This is a genomic window from Pantoea sp. At-9b (assembly GCF_000175935.2).
GTDB lineage: Bacteria > Pseudomonadota > Gammaproteobacteria > Enterobacterales > Enterobacteriaceae > Pantoea.
The window spans coordinates 81,537-100,568 of record NC_014839.1; the positions used below are offsets into that span (position 1 = coordinate 81,537).

12 protein-coding genes and 2 pseudogenes are annotated in these 19,032 nt (G+C 51.2%); 9 read left to right on the forward strand and 5 right to left on the reverse strand.

What is annotated here, in order from left to right:
* Nucleotides 1–4,525 precede the first annotated feature (4,525 nt).
* From PAT9B_RS24260 to PAT9B_RS24300, 9 genes and pseudogenes are all read left to right on the forward strand, one after another.
* Nucleotides 4,526–6,241, forward strand: a complete 1,716-nt coding sequence (locus PAT9B_RS24260; RefSeq protein ID WP_013511943.1) for a GGDEF domain-containing protein — start codon at nt 4,526–4,528, stop codon at nt 6,239–6,241.
* Nucleotides 6,242–6,564: 323 nt separating this feature from the next.
* Nucleotides 6,565–7,200, forward strand: coding sequence for an IS66-like element accessory protein TnpA (gene tnpA, locus PAT9B_RS24265; protein ID WP_013511944.1), 636 nt, complete (start codon nt 6,565–6,567; stop codon nt 7,198–7,200).
* A complete protein-coding gene (gene tnpB / locus PAT9B_RS24270; protein ID WP_013511945.1) occupies nt 7,197–7,544 on the forward strand; it encodes an IS66 family insertion sequence element accessory protein TnpB in 348 nt (115 codons plus the stop codon). The genes tnpA and tnpB overlap by 4 nt, the downstream gene beginning before the upstream one ends.
* A 19-nt stretch (nt 7,545–7,563) precedes the next feature.
* Nucleotides 7,564–9,135: pseudogene (locus tag PAT9B_RS24275) on the forward strand (IS66 family transposase).
* Nucleotides 9,136–10,399: 1,264 nt separating this feature from the next.
* Nucleotides 10,400–10,645, forward strand: coding sequence for a KTSC domain-containing protein (locus PAT9B_RS24280; protein ID WP_013511946.1), 246 nt, complete (start codon nt 10,400–10,402; stop codon nt 10,643–10,645).
* On the forward strand, nt 10,642–10,911 hold the full coding sequence (locus PAT9B_RS24285) for a hypothetical protein (RefSeq protein ID WP_013511947.1): 270 nt from the start codon (nt 10,642–10,644) through the stop codon (nt 10,909–10,911). The genes PAT9B_RS24280 and PAT9B_RS24285 overlap by 4 nt, the downstream gene beginning before the upstream one ends.
* A 296-nt stretch (nt 10,912–11,207) precedes the next feature.
* On the forward strand, nt 11,208–11,450 hold the full coding sequence (ycgZ, locus tag PAT9B_RS24290) for a regulatory protein YcgZ (protein WP_013511949.1): 243 nt from the start codon (nt 11,208–11,210) through the stop codon (nt 11,448–11,450).
* A gap of 103 nt (nt 11,451–11,553) precedes the next feature.
* Nucleotides 11,554–11,823, forward strand: coding sequence for a hypothetical protein (locus PAT9B_RS24295; protein ID WP_013511950.1), 270 nt, complete (start codon nt 11,554–11,556; stop codon nt 11,821–11,823).
* Nucleotides 11,824–11,959: 136 nt separating this feature from the next.
* The gene (locus PAT9B_RS24300) at nt 11,960–12,214 is read left to right on the forward strand and encodes a biofilm development regulator YmgB/AriR family protein (RefSeq protein ID WP_013511951.1); all 255 of its coding nucleotides are present in this window, start codon (nt 11,960–11,962) and stop codon (nt 12,212–12,214) included.
* A gap of 214 nt (nt 12,215–12,428) precedes the next feature.
* Here the strand turns inward: PAT9B_RS24300 and PAT9B_RS30690 are convergent, their stop codons facing one another.
* The 5 genes and pseudogenes from PAT9B_RS30690 to PAT9B_RS24325 form a co-directional block, all read right to left on the reverse strand.
* Nucleotides 12,429–12,626: a hypothetical protein gene (locus tag PAT9B_RS30690; protein WP_041526145.1), complete on the reverse strand. Its 198-nt coding sequence runs from the start codon at nt 12,624–12,626 to the stop codon at nt 12,429–12,431.
* Between the two features lie 103 nt (nt 12,627–12,729).
* Complete coding sequence (locus tag PAT9B_RS24310; protein WP_013511953.1) at nt 12,730–12,999, reverse strand: hypothetical protein; 270 nt, start codon at nt 12,997–12,999, stop codon at nt 12,730–12,732.
* Between the two features lie 260 nt (nt 13,000–13,259).
* The gene (locus PAT9B_RS24315) at nt 13,260–13,481 is read right to left on the reverse strand and encodes a hypothetical protein (RefSeq protein ID WP_013511954.1); all 222 of its coding nucleotides are present in this window, start codon (nt 13,479–13,481) and stop codon (nt 13,260–13,262) included.
* Nucleotides 13,482–14,831: 1,350 nt separating this feature from the next.
* Nucleotides 14,832–17,842 (reverse strand): annotated as a pseudogene (locus PAT9B_RS24320) (efflux RND transporter permease subunit).
* Nucleotides 17,839–18,987: an efflux RND transporter periplasmic adaptor subunit gene (locus tag PAT9B_RS24325; RefSeq protein ID WP_013511955.1), complete on the reverse strand. Its 1,149-nt coding sequence runs from the start codon at nt 18,985–18,987 to the stop codon at nt 17,839–17,841. The pseudogene PAT9B_RS24320 and the gene PAT9B_RS24325 overlap by 4 nt, the downstream one beginning before the upstream one ends.
* Between the last annotated feature and the right edge of the window lie 45 nt (nt 18,988–19,032).

A 19,032-nucleotide genomic window follows, 5' to 3' on the forward strand; every position in this document is an offset into this window, starting at 1 on the left:
ACATACAGGAAAAGATAAAAAATTGTCACTTTGCCTCTGCCTAAAGGCAGAGTGAATCAAAAACAACCAATAGCTAGTCAAAACTATTTCACACTACCACCCTATGTGCATATGACATTAATCATGCTAGTTCTAAAAAACGATCACCAAGGGTGGGTATAATATTTTATATTCCCTTTCCTTTTTTCATGATGTGTAAATGACAATTTTTGATGCCCTGCACATTTACATGTTAAAATAGGTACTCCATTAGACAATATCATAACCCCAAACAGCTCTACCTCTGACTTAACTGAATTTAGCAAGTGCTATAGTGCATTTGCATAAGGATATTTAGTCCGTTCAAAAAAAACTCTGAGCGGTGCCCCCGGGTAAGATACTCACACTACCGCACTCTTAATTGTAAATGTCGGAACTTCTTTACACGGCAGCCTTTCATGTCTCAGAATACCTGCGACCATGACCATCAGCATAAAGAAGGTGATGATTTTCTGGTGATTCAACGCCAGGCTTAGAGATTGAAAGAGGGACTACTGATTCAGCGTCCTCACCTAAGGTGACGCCCAGAGTAAACTGCCTCTCCCAGCAGATAACTACTCCGAGTCAATCTAAGAGGATTGGTAAGACCGGCTGATCGACCTGTGCTTTCAGGAATAACTCGTTCCATAACATTATGGGGAAACTCAAGTTCAGTGGGGACGGCAGGCTGTAAAATAGGCATAAAGCGCTCGGTGAGCGTGGAGCAAGCGGTTTAAGACATAAACGAATAGAGATGCAGACCGTCGAAACGATTCCCTTTACGTAGCTCACCAGCATATTGTTGTTCTCTTTATTTACCAAATCCGTTGGTTTTCTATTACGTGATATTGTAACAATAGCTGAACATTTTCTTATCATGTTGAATTAACAGTATTTGAATTTATTAATTAATAATTTATTAACATCAATACCCTACAGAACGCCTCACAGCAACGGATGTAGGAAAAAGCATGATAACGAATTGAGTGGCAAGTTTGCAGGCTGTTACCTTTAGAAATGGTCAATCCTTTGTACTTGGAACAAGAATGATGTAAATCAGCTATTTTCTTCAAGTATTCATTAATCTATAATTGATAATCAATTAGAGTATCTACTGGCAAGATATTTTCACGGGAATATCAAATTATGTACATGACAGAAAGCAAGAAGAAAATTCTTAGCTTCTTTTACCCTTCTAATCTTGAATACATAATGAAGCAAATTGGACCTCCACCCTTTGATATCTATAGCATTTCATACTTGCTTTATGGACCTGAATTGTATAAACACCCTGTCAAACGGGAGTCTTCTAGAAGATCGTTAGAATTAATGGTCCGCATGGGAATTCTGATTAAATCCACGCACATTGAGGTCAGAAATGGCATGACATGTAGATTATCCCGTTACAGACTTGATCCGCTCTATGATATTACGGTCTATTGAGTGGAATCATTATTTCCCGGTAAATGTTGCAAGCCGCTTTATATGGACTTCAGCTATAGAAAGATTGAAATACTCGAGTTTTGCCTGCTAGGTGCCGAATCCCAGCAGCTCTCAAATGATCTAGGCAATTTTGTTGACCTACTTTTCTTGTTTTTCTTGATGTTAGAACTGGACAAAAATTACGTGGTTTCAACCAAGTGAATGTTCCTGTTGCTGGCGTCTTCCAGTCCTCTCTGCACCGCAGAGTTGCCATACCATCCGTCAGCATTTGGCGAATTAGCAGCATGCATCTGTCGTCAGAACTGTTATGTTGAGTAACAGCCACTTGTCACTTCTAGCAACCGGTTAATCAATCCTATGGACGATAATCAGGAGGAGCAGCAGAAGAGTCGCCCAAGCCATCCCAAGTGTAAGGCTAAGGAACATCTTTCCCCTTCACTTACATGAATTGTACATAAATAACATTTACTGCTCCGCCAATGTTTCCTGAAACGTTGCATCCGGCAATCGCAGAACCTACCAGTGCTACTTTCAGTACTCACAGATACACCATCAACAGACCCACGCGGTTCGCCAACGGAACCAATCAATGCACCAGCAGCTGTAGCAATCGCCGGTCCCGTAAGTGTTGTGGCAGCTCCATTTCTGTTTCCATTGCCTATCTCTACAGAAAATTACGAACACGCACTATTAAGGCAGTAAACATCATAAATCCGAAGCAGTATTGTATAATCAGCAGCACTTCTACCCATAACAGTTATCGGACGCCCAAGTTCATAAAGAGCTTCGTAAATTAGCTCTTGTCCCCCCTCCCGCGACGATGGGCGCCACAGCGGCGGCGTGGAGAAGTGAGTGAAGACGCGCACCATATGGAGCCAGAGATATGAGCTGTGTGCGCCTCAGTGTATCATCCATCGATACACTGTTGTGTCATGTTTTGCCACGGCAACGGGTACCGCTTTTTTTTCTTCAAACTCCAGCAAGATAGTGCTCTCTTTCATCCGTAAGTCATTTCGACGGAATAGACCTATTCTGTAGGTGTTCTGCGCGGCCCAGAAGTCAGCCGCATCCACATTAATTTTCCCATTCTTTCGGGTAGGGAAACTCTCTTTTCGTCGGGCCGATATACGCCTGTCGCAATGTCAGCGCGGTTTTGTTCTTAATTGGAATATTATGATAACCCTGCTGGCTGTAAGACGCCCCTAAATGCTGTTCTGCTGCCCGTAACCACAGTTGAAACACTGGTTAAAACGATAGTGCCGACTGGAAAGCAATATCTACTTATGTTTACTGATCTTTTGTCAGGGTGTTCGAAAAGAAGCTTTTGATTTATGTTGTGTGTACAAGCATAAGGATAATGGAATGCAGCGACTTAAACGACATAACTTTGTAGTTTTTCCATATCGCCCGGCAGAGCGAATAGACGGAGAATTTAACAACGGTGGGATTGATCTAACGAGCCAACCCCAGCGCATCGCCGAAATACATGAGATCTACGGTTACACATGGTTGAAAGAGTTCCTTATCAGAGTGAACGCTCCTGAAGGATTGTTCATGACATTCGGGTGTGAAATTGGTGTTGTAGAGAAAATGCTTTGCGGGTATGTAGACTTCTCTCTGAGACCTACGTCCAATATCTACTTGCGGGACCATTTGTGCAGTTTCGATGATATGTTTATAGCATATCTATGCCATGCTATACCTGATAGGGAATTACGCAGTAAGTCAGTTCCTTACGCTCAACAAATCCTTGAGTGGAAGATTTCTCCTCTCGAGATCCAAGGGCATACTTACTCAAAGTTGAATGTAACATTCCATGCCGATCAGTCAGAAAAGGTTGAGTGGATTATGAGCCATCTTGCTTTTTTTGTGACGTCCTACTATCCATCACATTTTCTGCGGCCATCATCATAGTTTTTGTCGAAAATAAATAACACAGTCGTGGCCGAGGTTGATTAACATTCTGAAATATTGATCAAATCAATCGACATTGATTTTCTTAATTATCATCATGAATAAAGCAATGGAAGAAATAATTCATCTAATCACAGCTAATTTTTCAGAGCAAGAATTTCCAATACGACCACATCACTTGTGGCCATAATGGAAAATATACTTATGGAGTGTTTATTTAAAAAATAAAAAGGTTATTGCCTTTCACATATCATTTTCACTAAGGTGCGAAAAAAAGCAATTTGTCGACGCACCACCATGTGACGGCCACATAAGGGCTGATAATTGCAAGAAGAATAAACGTTAGTATTGATATGTCCGGGGTTCTCACATAATATCTGTTATACAAAAATAATTTTCCGCATTTTAAATATCACTCCCTCATTCTTCGTGATTTCATTTTCCTACTTTTTATTCTTGGAACATAAAGACGTGTATCATGTTACGCATTCGTTCGAACATGACAATTCTGTAGCTATTGAAACTAAATGGGCAGGTAAGCACCAACTCGCTGGAGCGTTTCGGGTAGGTGCTCATAACCGGCTCGTCATGCAAATCAATTTGCTATGTATCCTGGACTTTCCCTTTTCCGTAGCAATGGCTCGGACACATGGGAGCGAAAAATTTAATATAGCTTTCGAGATTCAATTTTCCTTAGTTTCGTAAATCGAGGAAAAATGGCTGAATAACCGGACATAACTTGAATCCGACCCCAAAGTGCTAATTTTTTCTGGATGTACTTATTGATCTGTTCACCCAAAAAATTTTCGGCTGAACAATGTGAACCAGATGATTAAAAAGAGTGTCCTAAATGTACTTTTGATGGGTGTGTGTTGGTATAGCCATCAAAAACAGACGCTTGTTCATTCACGTCATAGTAGTCAATAAATGGCATTCGTTCCTGAAAACACACGACCTAGAAGATAGTATGAGTCGTCGCGATAATGGTCACAACAAAATTATTTACTGTCAGGTTCAGGATGATGACAGAATGGACAGGTCTTACCAGTTTTTTGTCTTGCCATGCAGATGATTTACAGGTATGACTTTACCAACATTATATTAATTAGTTATTTAAGATGCCAAAATCACAAAAAGAGCACATAGTGAAATGAAGGCTGGCGTATTGTCTACTGACAGTGGCGGACTTTCTAGTCGTCTGGGATGGTGGGCCGTGGTTGTTATTGTCCTGTCCGGTGTGATGGCCGGGATAATTCTTCGGGGAACCTGGCATGCTGCGTCACAGGCAGAACAAAACGCCAGGATTATTCAGGAATTATATCAGCTGTTAAATGCAGCCAACTTACTGGCGGCGGAACGGGCTCCTTCCAATATTATTATGACGGAGACAGGAGACGATCATTCAGAGGCCTGGCAGAGATTAAACAGGGCAAGACTGCGGACGGACGCCGCGCTGCGACAGACTGCCTCCCTATTGCCGAGTCCGCAGTTTTCCGATCTGCTGCACAAACTGCGTGATGTCCGGCAGCAGGTCGACCTGACAGCCTCTCACAAAGGACCTGACCGGATAAAACTGCAGAACACAATAAATGGCATGTTCACTGTTTCTGACATCCTGCATGACATTGTCCTAGTAAAGTCCGCGCAATGGATTCAGGAAGATACGTCATTGTCCACCCCTGTACTGCGGGCCGTAGCCCTTACGGAGCTTCGTGATACCGCTGGACGCTTAGGTTCTTGGCTCATCGCTCCGGTTCAGACCGGGACGACTCTGTCCCGGTACAACCTCGAGGGGTTGTACCGGGCAGACGAGCGGGTCAGTATGCTGTGGGCTCTCCTTGCTCCGGCTGGAACATTTCCGATCGGCACTAACAGCAGACTTGCCGCCATGCGTGTCGAAGCGAGGGAACACTTTTTTGAAGAGGGGCACCCTCTCATCACTCAGCTCGTTTCAGAAGGTCTGTCCGGTACGGGGAAGTATTCTTACTCAGCGGTCGGACTGACGGAACGCTATCTGAGCACCCTGACGTTACTCGAACGCTGGCAGTATGAATATCTCAGGCAGCTTACTGCAGAATATAATCAGCGGGCCAACAAAGAATCTGACCTGTTCACGCTCGTGCTTTTTACCCTGCTGACCATTACAGGACTCATATCCGCCGGGGTTTTCGTTGTGCAGTTCCGCATTATGCGCCCGCTGCTGTCTGCCCGTAAAATGATTGTCAGCATGGCAGAGGATAAGAATGTCACATTATACCCGCCACCACGGGTCAGGGAACTGGATCAGCTGTTTTATGCCATTGAAATCCTGAAAATTCGCCTTGAAGAGCGTGATGAACTCACCCGCCGCCTGCAGTATCTTGCTGAAACGGATGAACTGACCGGACTGTTTAACCGTCGGGCCTTTGACCAGACAGGGGAGTCTTTACTGTCCGGTCATCGCCCGGGTGTGATTATTTTCTTGATTATCATGGACCTTGATTATTTTAAACTGATTAACGACCGTTACGGGCACCCGGTGGGTGACAGTGTTCTGACAGCTGCAGCAGACGTCATCCGGACTCACATCACGGAGGGCGATATGGCGGCACGTATCGGCGGCGAAGAGTTTGCTATAGTCGTCAGCGGCACGGAAAGCACGTCAGCGCTGAGACTGGCTGAGAGCATCCAGAAAGGACTGCATAATCGGGATTCCAGGGCTCCGGATGGAGACCGCATAAATATTACAGCCAGCTTTGGTATTGCCGGAACAAAACAGGATAGTTCAAACACTTCATGGCGGCAACTGATAGCGGATGCGGATTCAGCGCTCTATGAAGCCAAGAGGAGCGGACGGGACTGCATCCGCGTATCCGCTCCTGAATAAATCTTCCGATTTGCGTTCCTTTAAAAATGAGCATGGACACACCGGAATAATCACGCTCAAACGAATTTCCTCGCTAATCCGCTGATAAGCACCCATCCCCTGGTGTGCTTAAAACTGCATCACCTGAACGTGAGTAAAGTTGTCCTGTTCCGGCCGGTATCCAGCCTTACGTTCCTATGCGCCACTCGCATACCGTATTGACTCGTAATGAAAGTATGCGGCAGTTCAGACCGCACAGACGTAAGCGTCTCATATAGACCGTCTGTCCGTTTCCCTCCGGCTCCGTGACAATAATGTCCATCATTTATAATGGACATTAGCGTATGAAACACCGGACCTGGCTACTTGAAGCCCTGCATCTGCACTTCGACGAGAATTTAGCCCGGGTCGAGGCCGGACGCCGTCTGGGAATTCCAAAAACGACCGTTTGCGATCTTTTTGTTCGCTTCCGGAAAGCCGGGCTTTCATGGCCTTTGCCCTCCGCCATGTCGGAACAAAAACTGGATGAGTGTCTTTACCGCCCTCTCTCCAGCGCACCGCCAGCACCTGTGGTTACCGTTATGACCGCAAAACCGATCGTCAGAAAGCGCATCCGCAGACCAAACTTCCCGCGAGCGTTCAAAATCGCACTGGTCGAAAAATCACTTCAGCCAGGCACTAATGTGGCCCAACTGGCACGCGAAAACGGCATTAACGATAACCTGCTGTTCAACTGGCGCTGCCTTTATCGGAAAGGCCTGTTGCTTCCACACAACTGTGAGCCGGCACTGCTTCCTGTCATGCTGTCCGCCGAACCGGACAGAACCGTTGCCGTTCCGGCCTCCGGGCCGGAAAATACGTCCGGTGAAACACTGTGCTGCGAACTGGTTCTTCCTTCCGGTACCGTGAGGCTGAAAGGCACACTGACGCCGGAAATGCTGCAGGTGCTCATCCGTGAAATGAAAGGAGGGAGCCGATGATATCTCCCCCCGCAGGCTCACGCATCTGGCTGGTTGCCGGCATCACTGATATGAGAAACGGCTTCAACGGTCTGGCATCAAAGGTGCAGAATACGCTTCGTGCTGACCCGTTCGGCGGGCACCTGTTCATCTTCCGTGGTCGCCGCGGCGACATGATAAAGGTGCTGTGGGCGGATCGGGACGGCCTGTGCCTGTTCACCAAACGCCTGGAGCGCGGGCGCTTCGTCTGGCCGGTGACCCGCGACGGAAAAGTCCACCTGACGCCGGCGCAGCTGTCCATGTTGCTGGAAGGCATTAACTGGAAGCACCCGCAGCGGACGGAACGCCCTGGTCTGCGGATATAACCTGCTGTAAAGTGGGGTCATGGACATCTCACACCCTGATGAAAATGCCCGGATCAGGGCGCTGCTGCAGGAGCAGCAAACCACCATCCGCAAAATGGCGGAGTATAACCGTCTGCTCTCGCAGCGGGTGGCGGCGTACGCCAGCGAAATCAGCCGGCTGAAGGCGCTGGTCGCTAAGCTGCAGCGCATGCAGTTCGGCAAAAGCTCCGAAAAGCTGCGTGAGAAAACGCAGCGCCAGGTGCGCGAGGCTGAGGAGCGCATCGATGCCCTGCAGGAGGAGATGGCCGAGGTGCTGGGCGAGCAGAATGACCCGGTACTGCCACAGCCGCTGCGCCAGTCTTCCGCCCGTAAACCGCTCCCCATCACACTCCCGCGCGAAACCCGCACGCTGTTGCCGGCAGAAATCACCTGCCCGGCATGCGGCGGAGAACTCAGCGCGTTGGGCTGCGACATGTCAGAGCAACTGGAGCTCATCAACAGCGCCTTTAAGGTTATCGAAACGCAGCGGCCCAAACTGGCCTGCCGCAGCTGTGACCACATCGTTCAGGCCCCCACGCCTTCAAATCCCATAGAGCGCAGCTACGCCGGTTCCGGTCTGCTGGCCCGAATCGTCACCGCGAAGTTCGCAGAGCACACACCACACTACCGGCAGTCAGAAATCTACCGTCGTCAGGGCTTGGAGCTGAGTCGTGCCACGCTGGGGCGCTGGTCCGGCGCGGTCAGCGAACTGCTGGAGCCACTGTATGAGCTGCTGCGTCAGTACGTGCTGATGCCGGGCAAGGTGCATACTGACGATATCCCGGTGCCGGTGCAGGAACCGGGCAGCGGCAAAACCCGGACGGCCCGGCTGTGGGTGTACGTGCGGGATGACCGCAACGCGGGTTCACAGCTTCCGCCTGCGGTCTGGTTCGCGTACTCACCGGACCGTAAGGGAATGCATCCGCAGCAACACCTTGCCGGGTACAGCGGTATCCTGCAGGCGGATGCTTACGGTGGCTATAATGCCCTGTACGAAGACGGGCGCATCACGGAAGCGGCCTGCATGGCGCACGCCCGTCGGAAAATCCACGACGTCCACGTCCGAACCCCGACCGACATCACAACAGAAGCGCTGAAGCGAATCGGTGAGCTGTATGCCATCGAGGCAGATATACGCGGCAGTCCGGCAGAGAAACGACTGGCGGTCCGGAAAGTGCGGACCGTCCCGCTTATGCTATCGCTGTATGACTGGATATAGGGGCAGATGATAGTGCTGTCGCGCCACTCGGATACGGCGAAGGCGTTCGCGTACCTGCTGAAGCAGTGGGACGCGCTGAACCTGTACTGCAGCAACGGCTGGGCAGAGATAGACAACAACATCGCGGAGAACGCGCTGCGTGGTGTAGCCCTGGGCCGGAAAAACTGGCTGTTCGCCGGTTCAGACGCGGGCGGGGAAAGCGCGGCTGTTCTGTACTCGCTGATCGGCACCTGCCGGCTTAACGGCGTTGAACCCGAGGCGTGGCTGCGTTACGTCATCGGTCATATCCAGGACTGGCCGGTGAACCGGGTCCGCGATCTGCTGCCATGGAAGGTAGACCTTACTTCTGCTTGAACGTCAATACGGTCTAAATGCGACGCTTACGCACAGACTTACTATTCCGTATTTTCTGATAGGCGAAACGCAATTGAGTTCAGGGTTGAAAGCTCAGTTGTTTATCAACATACTGCGACGAGATGCATATCTTAGTTCTTCAGTCAGGTATTCAGAAATCATGGCATTGCTGTCATTCTTATCCGGCCTGTATGCGTATTTTTTCCAATAAATGTCCCGGCTTCCGGCAGAACATCCTTTAAGGTCACCTAACGCTTTTCTCTCAGTCCCTGCTTTATAGCAGGAAATGGTAAATCTGGCCGCCTAGAATGCCGCTCGCAAGGGGAACCACCCAGAACACACAGTGTGCAAAGCATTACCCCAGCAGAAAATTGCCTCGATAATGCTGCAATGGAGTTTTTCGGGACATTAAAACCAAAATGCTATTACCTCAGCATCTGCATGAATAAATAGAAAAAATAGAAAAAATAGAAAAAATATTTTCCACTACGCACGCTATAGATAAGCATCAATAACAATGACCTATAATACCTGAAAGAATTAACCATAATGAATAATTTAAATGATACAAATCGTAGCAAGCGTCATGATAGTTAATAAATCTCATAACAGATATTCCCGGCTAGCTTATGTCAATTACAGTAGTGATGATGGTTGACAGTAGTAATAAAAATCCGTTGTCTTCTGGAAGATTTTTAAGTCTATGCAATACGTCTACTTAAGCCCAAATCTTATGCTAAACGAGTACTGTTGGATTTTAAAGAACATTACTCTTGGAGATACGCCAAGGTGTAAGGAATGCATTAATCTTCCTCGGGCTACTCTCGTCACACAGGAAAATCCTACATAAATAAACAAAGCATTATGACACCAGCGTGGACTCTTACGACAGTCATGGCTGGTAGTCGTTGTGTTTTATCTTATTTGTGTAACGTAATTTTTTACCTGAGGATAGAATGATAAAGGTCTCAGTGTTGCGTTGCATATTATTTTTTCTCTCTTGATACAAATATGGATTTTAAGGTATATTCTCTCCTTTCTTCACCCCCACACGTCGCCCTGATGAATAGCCAGGATTGTGTTCTCTGCTACATATTTCCCGGCAGCCGTATAGAGTTCAGTAACCGGAGCAGAGGATGGCCTAACCAGTATAAGTTCGTTAACGGCTGAAAAACTTAGTCAGTATGGTAAAATACGGGCTAACTTCAGCGTCGCGAGCATATGTTTATTACCGCCACATATTTCCAGTACAGGACACCTCCCCGTGAACAGACATGACATCACCTCTGGCCTCTTCCGCAGCGCGGGCTTCGATCCGACTTGCAGCATTCTGGAACTGGAGTACAGCAACGGCACCTGTCGCCGCTGGCTGGCAGTACCTACTCAGATTTACCAAGGGTTCTGCAGTGCTTCTGATCCTGACACTTTTTTCCGTCATCATATTGAGGGGCGTTATTCTTCCCTGCACGGAGAAAGCGTGCCATTTAAGGAGGTAGAAAGTGGAAAATGACAACACTGGTGTTGCACATTCTCGGTGAGAAAGAAATCAGCGTCAGTTCCCTTATTGTAGAGCTGAGCCTGATGGCAGAAAGCGAACCGGGTGAAGACCGGCTTGGAATGATCGCAGACGCCCGACGCTGGCTGAAAGGATTTATGACGCCGGGCCACTGTGAGCAGATGGTACTGCTCTGGCGGGCGGTGTCACGTCCTGATGATGGCTGGATAAGCCGCAGAGTCGGGGTCCGTATCCGCCCGGAAAATGACGATGAGCAATAACCTCACTACGGGTGCGCCCGAAGTGAGTCATCTGTCAGGGATGACTCCGTTGCTCGGTTACGCAGCAGGCGCAGTCGGTCTCAACCTGTACACCAAGCTTACAGCCATTCGTTCCTTTATACACACATTACCTTCCTGATAATACTCACGTAGGTCACTGATAAACATAAACAAGCACTTTTTGCAAAAAAAACACAAACAGTATACAAACAAAATTACTGTACAATTTTATTTTGTTTGTATAACTTCCCCCTGAGACAGACTCGACTGCATTTTAACCATCTGAGAGATTCGCCATGCGTCAGAACGTAACGAAATACCCGGACACAGCCAGCGATATTGCCCATTATTTCAGCAAGCTGCCGCAGCCGTCACAGCAGGAGACGCTCGGACAGATTGTCGTCGAAATCCTCAGGGCAGGGAACAACCTGAACCGGAAGGCGGTCTGTTCAAAACTGCTCCGCCGCCTGGAAGTCGCCGCCAGTCCCGATGAAGAACAGCACTACCACGAGCTTATCGGTCTGCTGTTTGGCCGCTGAGGCATCGGGGCCCTGCAGGCCCTCGGTCAGAAGAATTCTGAAGGCCTCACGGAGCGGCGGCTTGTTTTTTTCCTGGAGCGGCATATGCATCAGAGAAACGGTTATGCAGAGAAATAATGCTGAAAGAATGATGGATATCATTATCGGCGAAGCCGTCGCGACCATGCTGGACGGAGATGATGCCATCAGCGTTGAGGCACTGGCGCGTCAGCTCAGGGCAATGATGCTGACTGAGTCAGACCCTGAACGCCTGATGGCCCTGCAGCGCGCCCTTGCAGAGGTGCAGGCCGTTCGCAGCCCGGCACCGGACAGGCAGAGTGCGTCTGTTCACGGGCCCACCGCACGGCTCCGGCCGGAGGACAACAAGCACTAAGTACAGGATGACTTTCCGGCCAACCTGAAATCGGGAAGTAGCCCACAGAACGCGTCCATCTCAGGGTGGCGGTTTTCATTTGACGCGGATTTTTCCGGTTCAGTTACCCACAGTGGCGTGGGCAGTCGATAACAGGATGCAGCAGAACACAACCGAAGCAGAACTCATACATCATTTCCGCAGCGCGGGCGACAGGATGTCCGCAGAAACAGCCTTGCTGGATGCCGTCATCCGGGAAATTGTGGTGGACGGACGGAAAGTGACCAGCAAGACCATCATCTTGTATCTGATTGCCGAGAAAGAAAGTACGTCAGACGTGGTGATGTTCGACGCGCTGCGCAGCACACTGGAAATCGTGGTCGGACGCACGCCCGATGACGAGAGCTTCTGACAGGACACCCCCATACTGCGAGGAGGCAGAAAGCCACAGGTGCGCCGTAACCGTCCTCTGCAGCCCATACGGAACAGCTGATTACGGCGTTGCGTGTAACGATTGTCCGGTATTTCATGAATGTCCCCCGGCAGTGAAAGGATATCCAGTTCCCGTGTGACAGGAAGCCACCACCTTGCCCGCTTCATACCCATTCGGGAAGATTTCCTGCAGGTCAATGCATCTGGCGGGCAAGCAGCCGGACGGCCCGATAATAGGCGTCCCGGAGGTCATGACCGTCAGCCAGTTCACCCATCTGATGCAGGGCTTCGGTGATGTCGTGGAGGGTGAGGTGCTCGTCCGGCCTGAGAAGCCGTGCAACTACCGCTCCTATAGCGGCGTAAATTTCTTCGGTAATGGCATCATCTTTCACGTAAACTCCGGGCCAAGGTGGATTAATATACAGTATAACAGAAGTCCCCTCTGCCGTCAGTTTATGAGTCTGTCAGTTCTGTATTATCCGGAACAAAACCGTGTCAGTGCAGGGTTTGTCCTTCGTGCACGCATACAGAAGTATCGTGAGGGAGTTTTCTGCTTTCGCTGACATTTGCCTGAACTTCCCACCGCACCTCTTCGATAATCAGCAGTCCGGCACGGATGCGCGCCTTATCCGTTTCGACATTCCGCGTTGACCGGAGCTTTTCAAACAGCGCCAGCCTCGAAATATCCATATCCGAGATTAGGAGTTCGGTAACGGCCTCGCCGATTATTATTTCTGTCATCTTTTCATCAATGCTGTTTTTCATCGGGCCTTCCTATCGGGAAGTTCGGTCTGACAAACTAACATAACCCAGTTACCGCGACACGAAAGACGGGCAGCCGGGTGAAAGCTGAAAACACCCGACTGCCGGAAATCCCCCGGGGAAAATGACAGACACTGAGGCAGAGAGATGATGCTGAACAATCCTTTCTGATATTAGCTATTTATATGCAGTCCGGCCTGCCAGAAACAGATTTTTTCGGCCCTCCTGTTCCTAGACACGCTGACGGATTATTCCATCCCGGGCTAGTGATACAGAGGGATATCATTCCTCTGCCTGTAACGTGCAGGCCAGATCATAGCACCTTTGCCATCGCCGATATAAAGCAAGCCCAGTGGTTCAATAATGACAACGGGGCTGTCCAGTGCCCGCCGGTAATGTAGAAGCTCGCGGGCCATCTCAGCAGCTTCAGCAAATAACCCACCGCTCTGGCCGGCGATGTATCTGAGTCTTTCATCTGTTAGCATCCGAGTCTCCGTTTTGATGGTCTGTAAGCCTGTACAGAAGCCCTGCGATGACTGAATGTAAGTGCCTCCGCCTGACAGCGCCTAGGAAACTGACCCAGTATTTCCGTCAACTAGGGGCACTCACGGGAGCATATATGGAAAAAATAATGTATCCCTCACTCATTTTGCCATTGAGCAACTCAGGGAACCACCTGAAAAAAACTTCAGGTCCCCTGGGCTGACGTTGTGTCAGACTAACAGGCGCTCCACTGGCAGGATGTCTGAGTAGAAAAGACTCCTGAGCACAATACCACATACCAGCGCCAGCACCACAGCCGAAACGGGTCAGCGTGACGTGAGGTATATAGCCAGGTCAAGCAGCAGCTAGGGCGAAATAGTCTACAGCGCAATGCAAGTATCCATTACGGCGTATGCCATCTGGCCTGTGGAATATGTTCTCCAGATTCACTCAAGCCCTAGGCAAATAAAAGCGAAGAGCGCATGCTGATTATAGCGGTGACGGTTCTGGTCCGTTGCTGAGAAAGAAAACACGGGAAGAAGCCGGGTCGCAATAATTAAAACACAACACCTTGCTCTTATTAAAGTTGTGATACACTGCAGTACAATGGCTGTACTTTACAACATGCCAAACTTTCAAGGAAAATAAATCAGGCCGTGCATTTATTTGCATTAAAGATAAAATTCAGGATGAGTGTATAACGGACATCCCGCGGAAGGAAATTTATGGCTTACTAACGGCAAACAGAGACACTTATGTCTAGTTGGTGCTCTGCTTCTTCCTCTAGTTCTCAAGCTAGTCGCCAAATCTGAGACTCATAGTTCTTCCTCTCCTGCTGAACACAGTAGAGCCAGACGTGTCGCGGTCTCGTTGCGGTCGCCGGATATAACTCATTACGGTTATCTTAACTGCCAATAATAATTATCTTTAAATCAATTGGTAGCTATATTTCATCGGTAAATAAAAAACATTATGCGCATTTTTCTGACTCCCTTATAATGATGAGGTTTAATTAACAGCTCCGCATTATAGTTAATACAATTTCAACCTTATTAATCACAAGCAATCTCTCTCACATTGAAGTGAATTATAAATATTCAGGCTTCAGGGTCATCATTAATGGAGGATATAGTACTGTATGAAATAAATAATAAAGCCATACCTGTACTTATCAGTGTTCGGTAAACGGGCATCAGCGCTCGTTTCGTCACTTCCACTTTCCGGTAAACCTTGTTTGAAATTTCACATGCATAATAACGATAAAGTCATTAATCATTTATTTCAGCCAGTTATTATTACTGAATAAACGTACTCCATCGCCTGCGTAACGCCTTCCGGAATAACCCCGACAATCACCGCTTGTCTGACCATGACCGTTCTTTCTGCATAACCAGACTCATTGCGGCCGGAAGAACCGTCAGCGTCACCAGTGTTGCCACCAGTAATCCCCCGATAATGACATACGCCATAGGCCCCCAGAATACCTGTTCTGAAATCGGCAGCATTCCGAGTATCGCCGCACAGGCGGTCAGCAGTATCGGCCGGGCACGGTGCCCGGCTGCGGTGATGATCGCCGCGTCATACACCATGCCTTCCCGTACATTGTTGTCAGCTTCACTGATAAGAATCACCGCGTTGCGGATTATCACACCCGCCAGCGCAATAATGCCCAGCAGCGCGACAAACCCCATTGGTGTGCCGGTTGGCAACATCGCCAGCACAATACCGATGAGCCCAAAGGGCGCCATCAGCAGTGCCAGCAGCATACGGGAAAACCGCTTAAGTTGTACCATCAACAACATCAGCATCACCGTCAGCGTCACCGGCAGCATGGCATACATGGAGTTGTTGCCTTTATCTGATTCAGCCACCGTCCCGCCCTCCTCTATCTTATAACCAGGCGGCAGTGTGGCACGTAGCCGGTTCACCAATGGCAGCAGTTGTTGAGAGGCAGCCACTGACGCCGCCAGATAACCGGGTCATCCAGGCCCCATTCAGGTGTGGCAACCTGGCTGAGCGGTATTTTCTGCCCCTGGTCATTGGTCAGCAGCATGCCGGACAACGTCGTTAAATCCTGACGCTCCGCGTCATCCGCGCGCAGCACCACATCAATCAGACGATGACCATCACGCACCGTGGTGACTGTCGACCCTGACCAGACGGTATTCAGCATCTGAGCGATACGCTGCGACGACACGCCCGCCGCCCTGGCGGCCGTCTGATTAACGTTGAGGGTGATGACCCGTTCCGGCTCCCCCGCGCTGAGGTTGACCTCACGCGTACAGGGACTCTGACCGAGTACTGACGCCAGCTTATGCGCAATCACCTTTACCTCCCCGTAGTCCGGTCCGGTGATGCGGTATTTCACCGGCCAGCCCACCGGCGGACCAAGTTCCAGTGGGGAAACGCGGCTGGTGATGTCGCTGAACTGGCGGGCAAGCAGGTTATCCAACGTGCTTTGCAGCCGGTCGCGCGCCGGCAGGTCTTTCGCCACCACCACCAGCTGGGCAGTGTTTTCATTATCCAGCAGGACATCCATCGGCAGGTAAAAGCGTATCGCCCCTGACCCGATATAACTGGAAAAATGGTCAACATTCGGGTCACGGATTAATGCTTTTTCCAGTCGGGCTGTCTGACGCCCGGTTTCGCCCTGAGAGGCGTCAGCCGCCAGCGTCAGGGTGACCAGCAGTTCGGGCCTGTCAGAGGCGGGGAAGAATTCACCCTGCATAAAGGTCGTGCCATACGCAGCAAACCCCAGCAGAACCAGCGCGGCTCCGACAGTCATTGCCCGGTGACGCAGGGTTATGGCCAGCAGACGATAATATCCGCGCCGGAGCCTGCCCGGCGCCCCGCTGTCCACATGTATTTTCAGTGTTACGGGTAAAATCTGTACACCGATAAGCGGCGAAAACAGGATGGCGACCACCCATGAACAGAGCAGCGCGATCAGCATCACGGCAAACAGCGTGTAGCAGTATTCCCCGGCGCTGGAGGCCGCAAATCCCACCGGAATAAACCCGGCAATCATCACCAGCGTACCGGTCAGCATCGGAAACGCAGTTGTCCTGAAAGCATAGGTAGCCGCCGCGCGGCGTGGTTCACCCGCTTCAAGGCGCGATACCATGGTTTCCACCGTTATCATGGCATCATCAACCAGCAGACCGAGCGCGATAATCAGCGCACCGAGCGAGATGCGTTGCAGACCGATGCCGGCAAGCAGCATGCCGGTAAAGGTCAGAGCCAGTACCAGCGGTATCGCCGCTGCCACTACCAGGCCAGCGCGCAGGCCCAGTGACAAAAACGACACGGCAAGCACGATGGCGACGGCTTCAGCCAGCACGCGGATAAATCCGCTGATGGCGTTTGCCACCACGGCCGACTGGTCGGCGACTTTCACCATCTCGATTCCGTGCGGCAGCTGCTGGCTGATCAGCCCCATGCGGGTATTCAGGGCCTGACCAAAGTCGGTCATATTCCCGGTGGCGGCCATAGAAATCGCCAGACCGATGGCTGGTTTTCCGTTGACGCGGAACACCGGTGACGGGGGTTCTGCCGTTTCGCGACGGACAGTGGCGATAGCGGTCAGGGGAATATAACAACCATCGATATGCAGCGTGACCGCCTGCAGGCTCTTTTCCGACGTCAGCGCGCCGCTGACGCGAAGCGATACCTGCTCGCGGTCCGTACGCAGCGTGCCGGCAGGCTCGACCGCATTCTGCGCCTTCAGCCCGTCACTGACCTGTTGCAGGGTAATCCCCATACCCGCCAGCTGGCGCGGGGAGAAAGCAATGACGAGTTGTTCTTCCTGCACCCCGATCAGGCGGATTTTTCCCACGTCCGGCAACGACATCAGGTCGCGGCGGATATCCTCCACCCGATCGCGCAGTTCCCGCGGGCTAAATCCCTCAGCGGTAAACCCGTAGATGGTGCCAAAGGTATCATCAAATTCGTCATCAACCGCCGGTCCCTGTACGCCGGATGGCAGCGACGCGGCGATATCCTGCATCTTTTTGCTCACCTGATACCAGATGCCCGGTACCTGAGCGGGCGGGGTATCATCCCTCAGGTTGGCAAAGATCACCGACTGACCGGCGTGCGTGTCGCTTTCTACATAATCCAGATACGGGATCTCCTGTAGCTTTTTCTCCAGCGTGTCCGTCACCAGGTTGACCGTATCCTGCACGGTGGCTCCCGGCCAAGAAGCTGATACCACCGCAGTCTTGATCGTAAAGGCCGGGTCTTCGTTACGCGGCAGCTTTTCAAAGCTCAGGATGCCTGCGGCCATCACCAGCAACATAAAAAAGATAATGAGCTGCTGATGATTCAGCGCCCAGGCCGAGAGATTGAAGGATGAGCGGTTCATTCTGCCTCCTCTCCAAAGGCGACGGTTTCTCCCTGCCGCAGCTGGCTGACGCCTGCAATCACCACCGCATCGCCAGGCGCCACACCGGCAGACACCATAATAGCGCTGGCGGTGTATCCGCCGAGGGTAATGGGTCTGAATTCCAGCTGGTGCGAGAGCTTGTTGACCACGAACACCGCCGGTTTTCCGCCGGTCCAAGTCAGCGCCGACGCTGGCAGGGAGATCAGCCCCGGCCCGGATGCGGTCAGTCTGACCTGCACGCTAGCTCCCAGCATCATGCCGGATGGCGGGTCAGTGAGGCGGATACGCACACGCCAGGTACGGGTCTGCGGGTCCGCCTGTGGACTGATATCACGCAGCGACCCGGTACAGTTCACTGCCGGGTCACTGGTGAGAGAAATAATGAATGTTCCGGCCTGGCGGGAAAACTGCTGCGGGTCTGTCACGTCGATCACGGCATCCCGGCCCCCGCTGACAGCCAGCGTTACCACAGGTTGTCCGGCACTCAGCACCTGCCCCGGCTGCGCGCTGACCTGCGTGACCACGCCTGCGGCCGGTGCAGTCAGGCGCGTCCAGCTCAGATTGTCCTGCGCCGTCTTCAGCGCGGCTTCACTGCTCTGACGGCGTGATGCTGCGGTCTGCCAGTCTGAACGGGCGGTATCCAGCTGCACGCGGGCAATGGCCCCGGAGGGCATCAGCTGCGTCATGCGTTTCAGGTTCAGTGCCGCCAGACGCTCAGCGGCCTGAGCGCTGGTAAGGTCAGCGCGTGCGCTGTTGAGCTGATTCTGTGGCGTATCACTCTCCAGCGTGCCCAGCAGTTGCCCCGCCGTCACGCTGTCACCCACATCCACCGTGCGCGTCAGCAGGCGGCCATCGAGGCGGAAGCCCAGCGCCACTTCATCGTGCGGGCGGATTTCACCGGTCCGTGCCAGCAGACCGATACCTGCTGGCGCGGGAGCCGTGATGGTGCGAACCGGTCGTGGCGGTGTCGCCTGTTTTTCCGGCTTTCCGCCGCAGGCAGTCAGCAGCAGAGCGACCGGCAGCGCCAGCAGGCAGTATCCCGGCAGGGCCAGCCGGTGGAGCGTGAATAGGTGGCGCAGTACCTGCCGCACGCAATCGGGCAGGTCAGAAAGATTTTCCGTCATGGCAGTGTTCCTGAACAAAGTTCCGGCCATTCAACCGGAACAGTG

Excerpts from the sequence above, each read along its gene's own strand:
- PAT9B_RS24260 (WP_013511943.1), top strand. The coding sequence starts at position 4,526 with ATGAAGGCTGGCGTATTGTCTACTGACAGTGGCGGACTTTCTAGTCGT.
- tnpA (WP_013511944.1), top strand. The coding sequence starts at position 6,565 with ATGAAACACCGGACCTGGCTACTTGAAGCCCTGCATCTGCACTTCGAC.
- tnpB (WP_013511945.1), top strand. The coding sequence starts at position 7,197 with ATGATATCTCCCCCCGCAGGCTCACGCATCTGGCTGGTTGCCGGCATC.
- PAT9B_RS24285 (WP_013511947.1), top strand. The coding sequence starts at position 10,642 with ATGACAACACTGGTGTTGCACATTCTCGGTGAGAAAGAAATCAGCGTC.
- ycgZ (WP_013511949.1), top strand. The coding sequence starts at position 11,208 with ATGCGTCAGAACGTAACGAAATACCCGGACACAGCCAGCGATATTGCC.
- PAT9B_RS24295 (WP_013511950.1), top strand. The coding sequence starts at position 11,554 with ATGCAGAGAAATAATGCTGAAAGAATGATGGATATCATTATCGGCGAA.
- PAT9B_RS24300 (WP_013511951.1), top strand. The coding sequence starts at position 11,960 with ATGCAGCAGAACACAACCGAAGCAGAACTCATACATCATTTCCGCAGC.
- PAT9B_RS24310 (WP_013511953.1), bottom strand. The coding sequence starts at position 12,999 with ATGAAAAACAGCATTGATGAAAAGATGACAGAAATAATAATCGGCGAG.
- PAT9B_RS24315 (WP_013511954.1), bottom strand. The coding sequence starts at position 13,481 with ATGCTAACAGATGAAAGACTCAGATACATCGCCGGCCAGAGCGGTGGG.
- PAT9B_RS24325 (WP_013511955.1), bottom strand. The coding sequence starts at position 18,987 with ATGACGGAAAATCTTTCTGACCTGCCCGATTGCGTGCGGCAGGTACTG.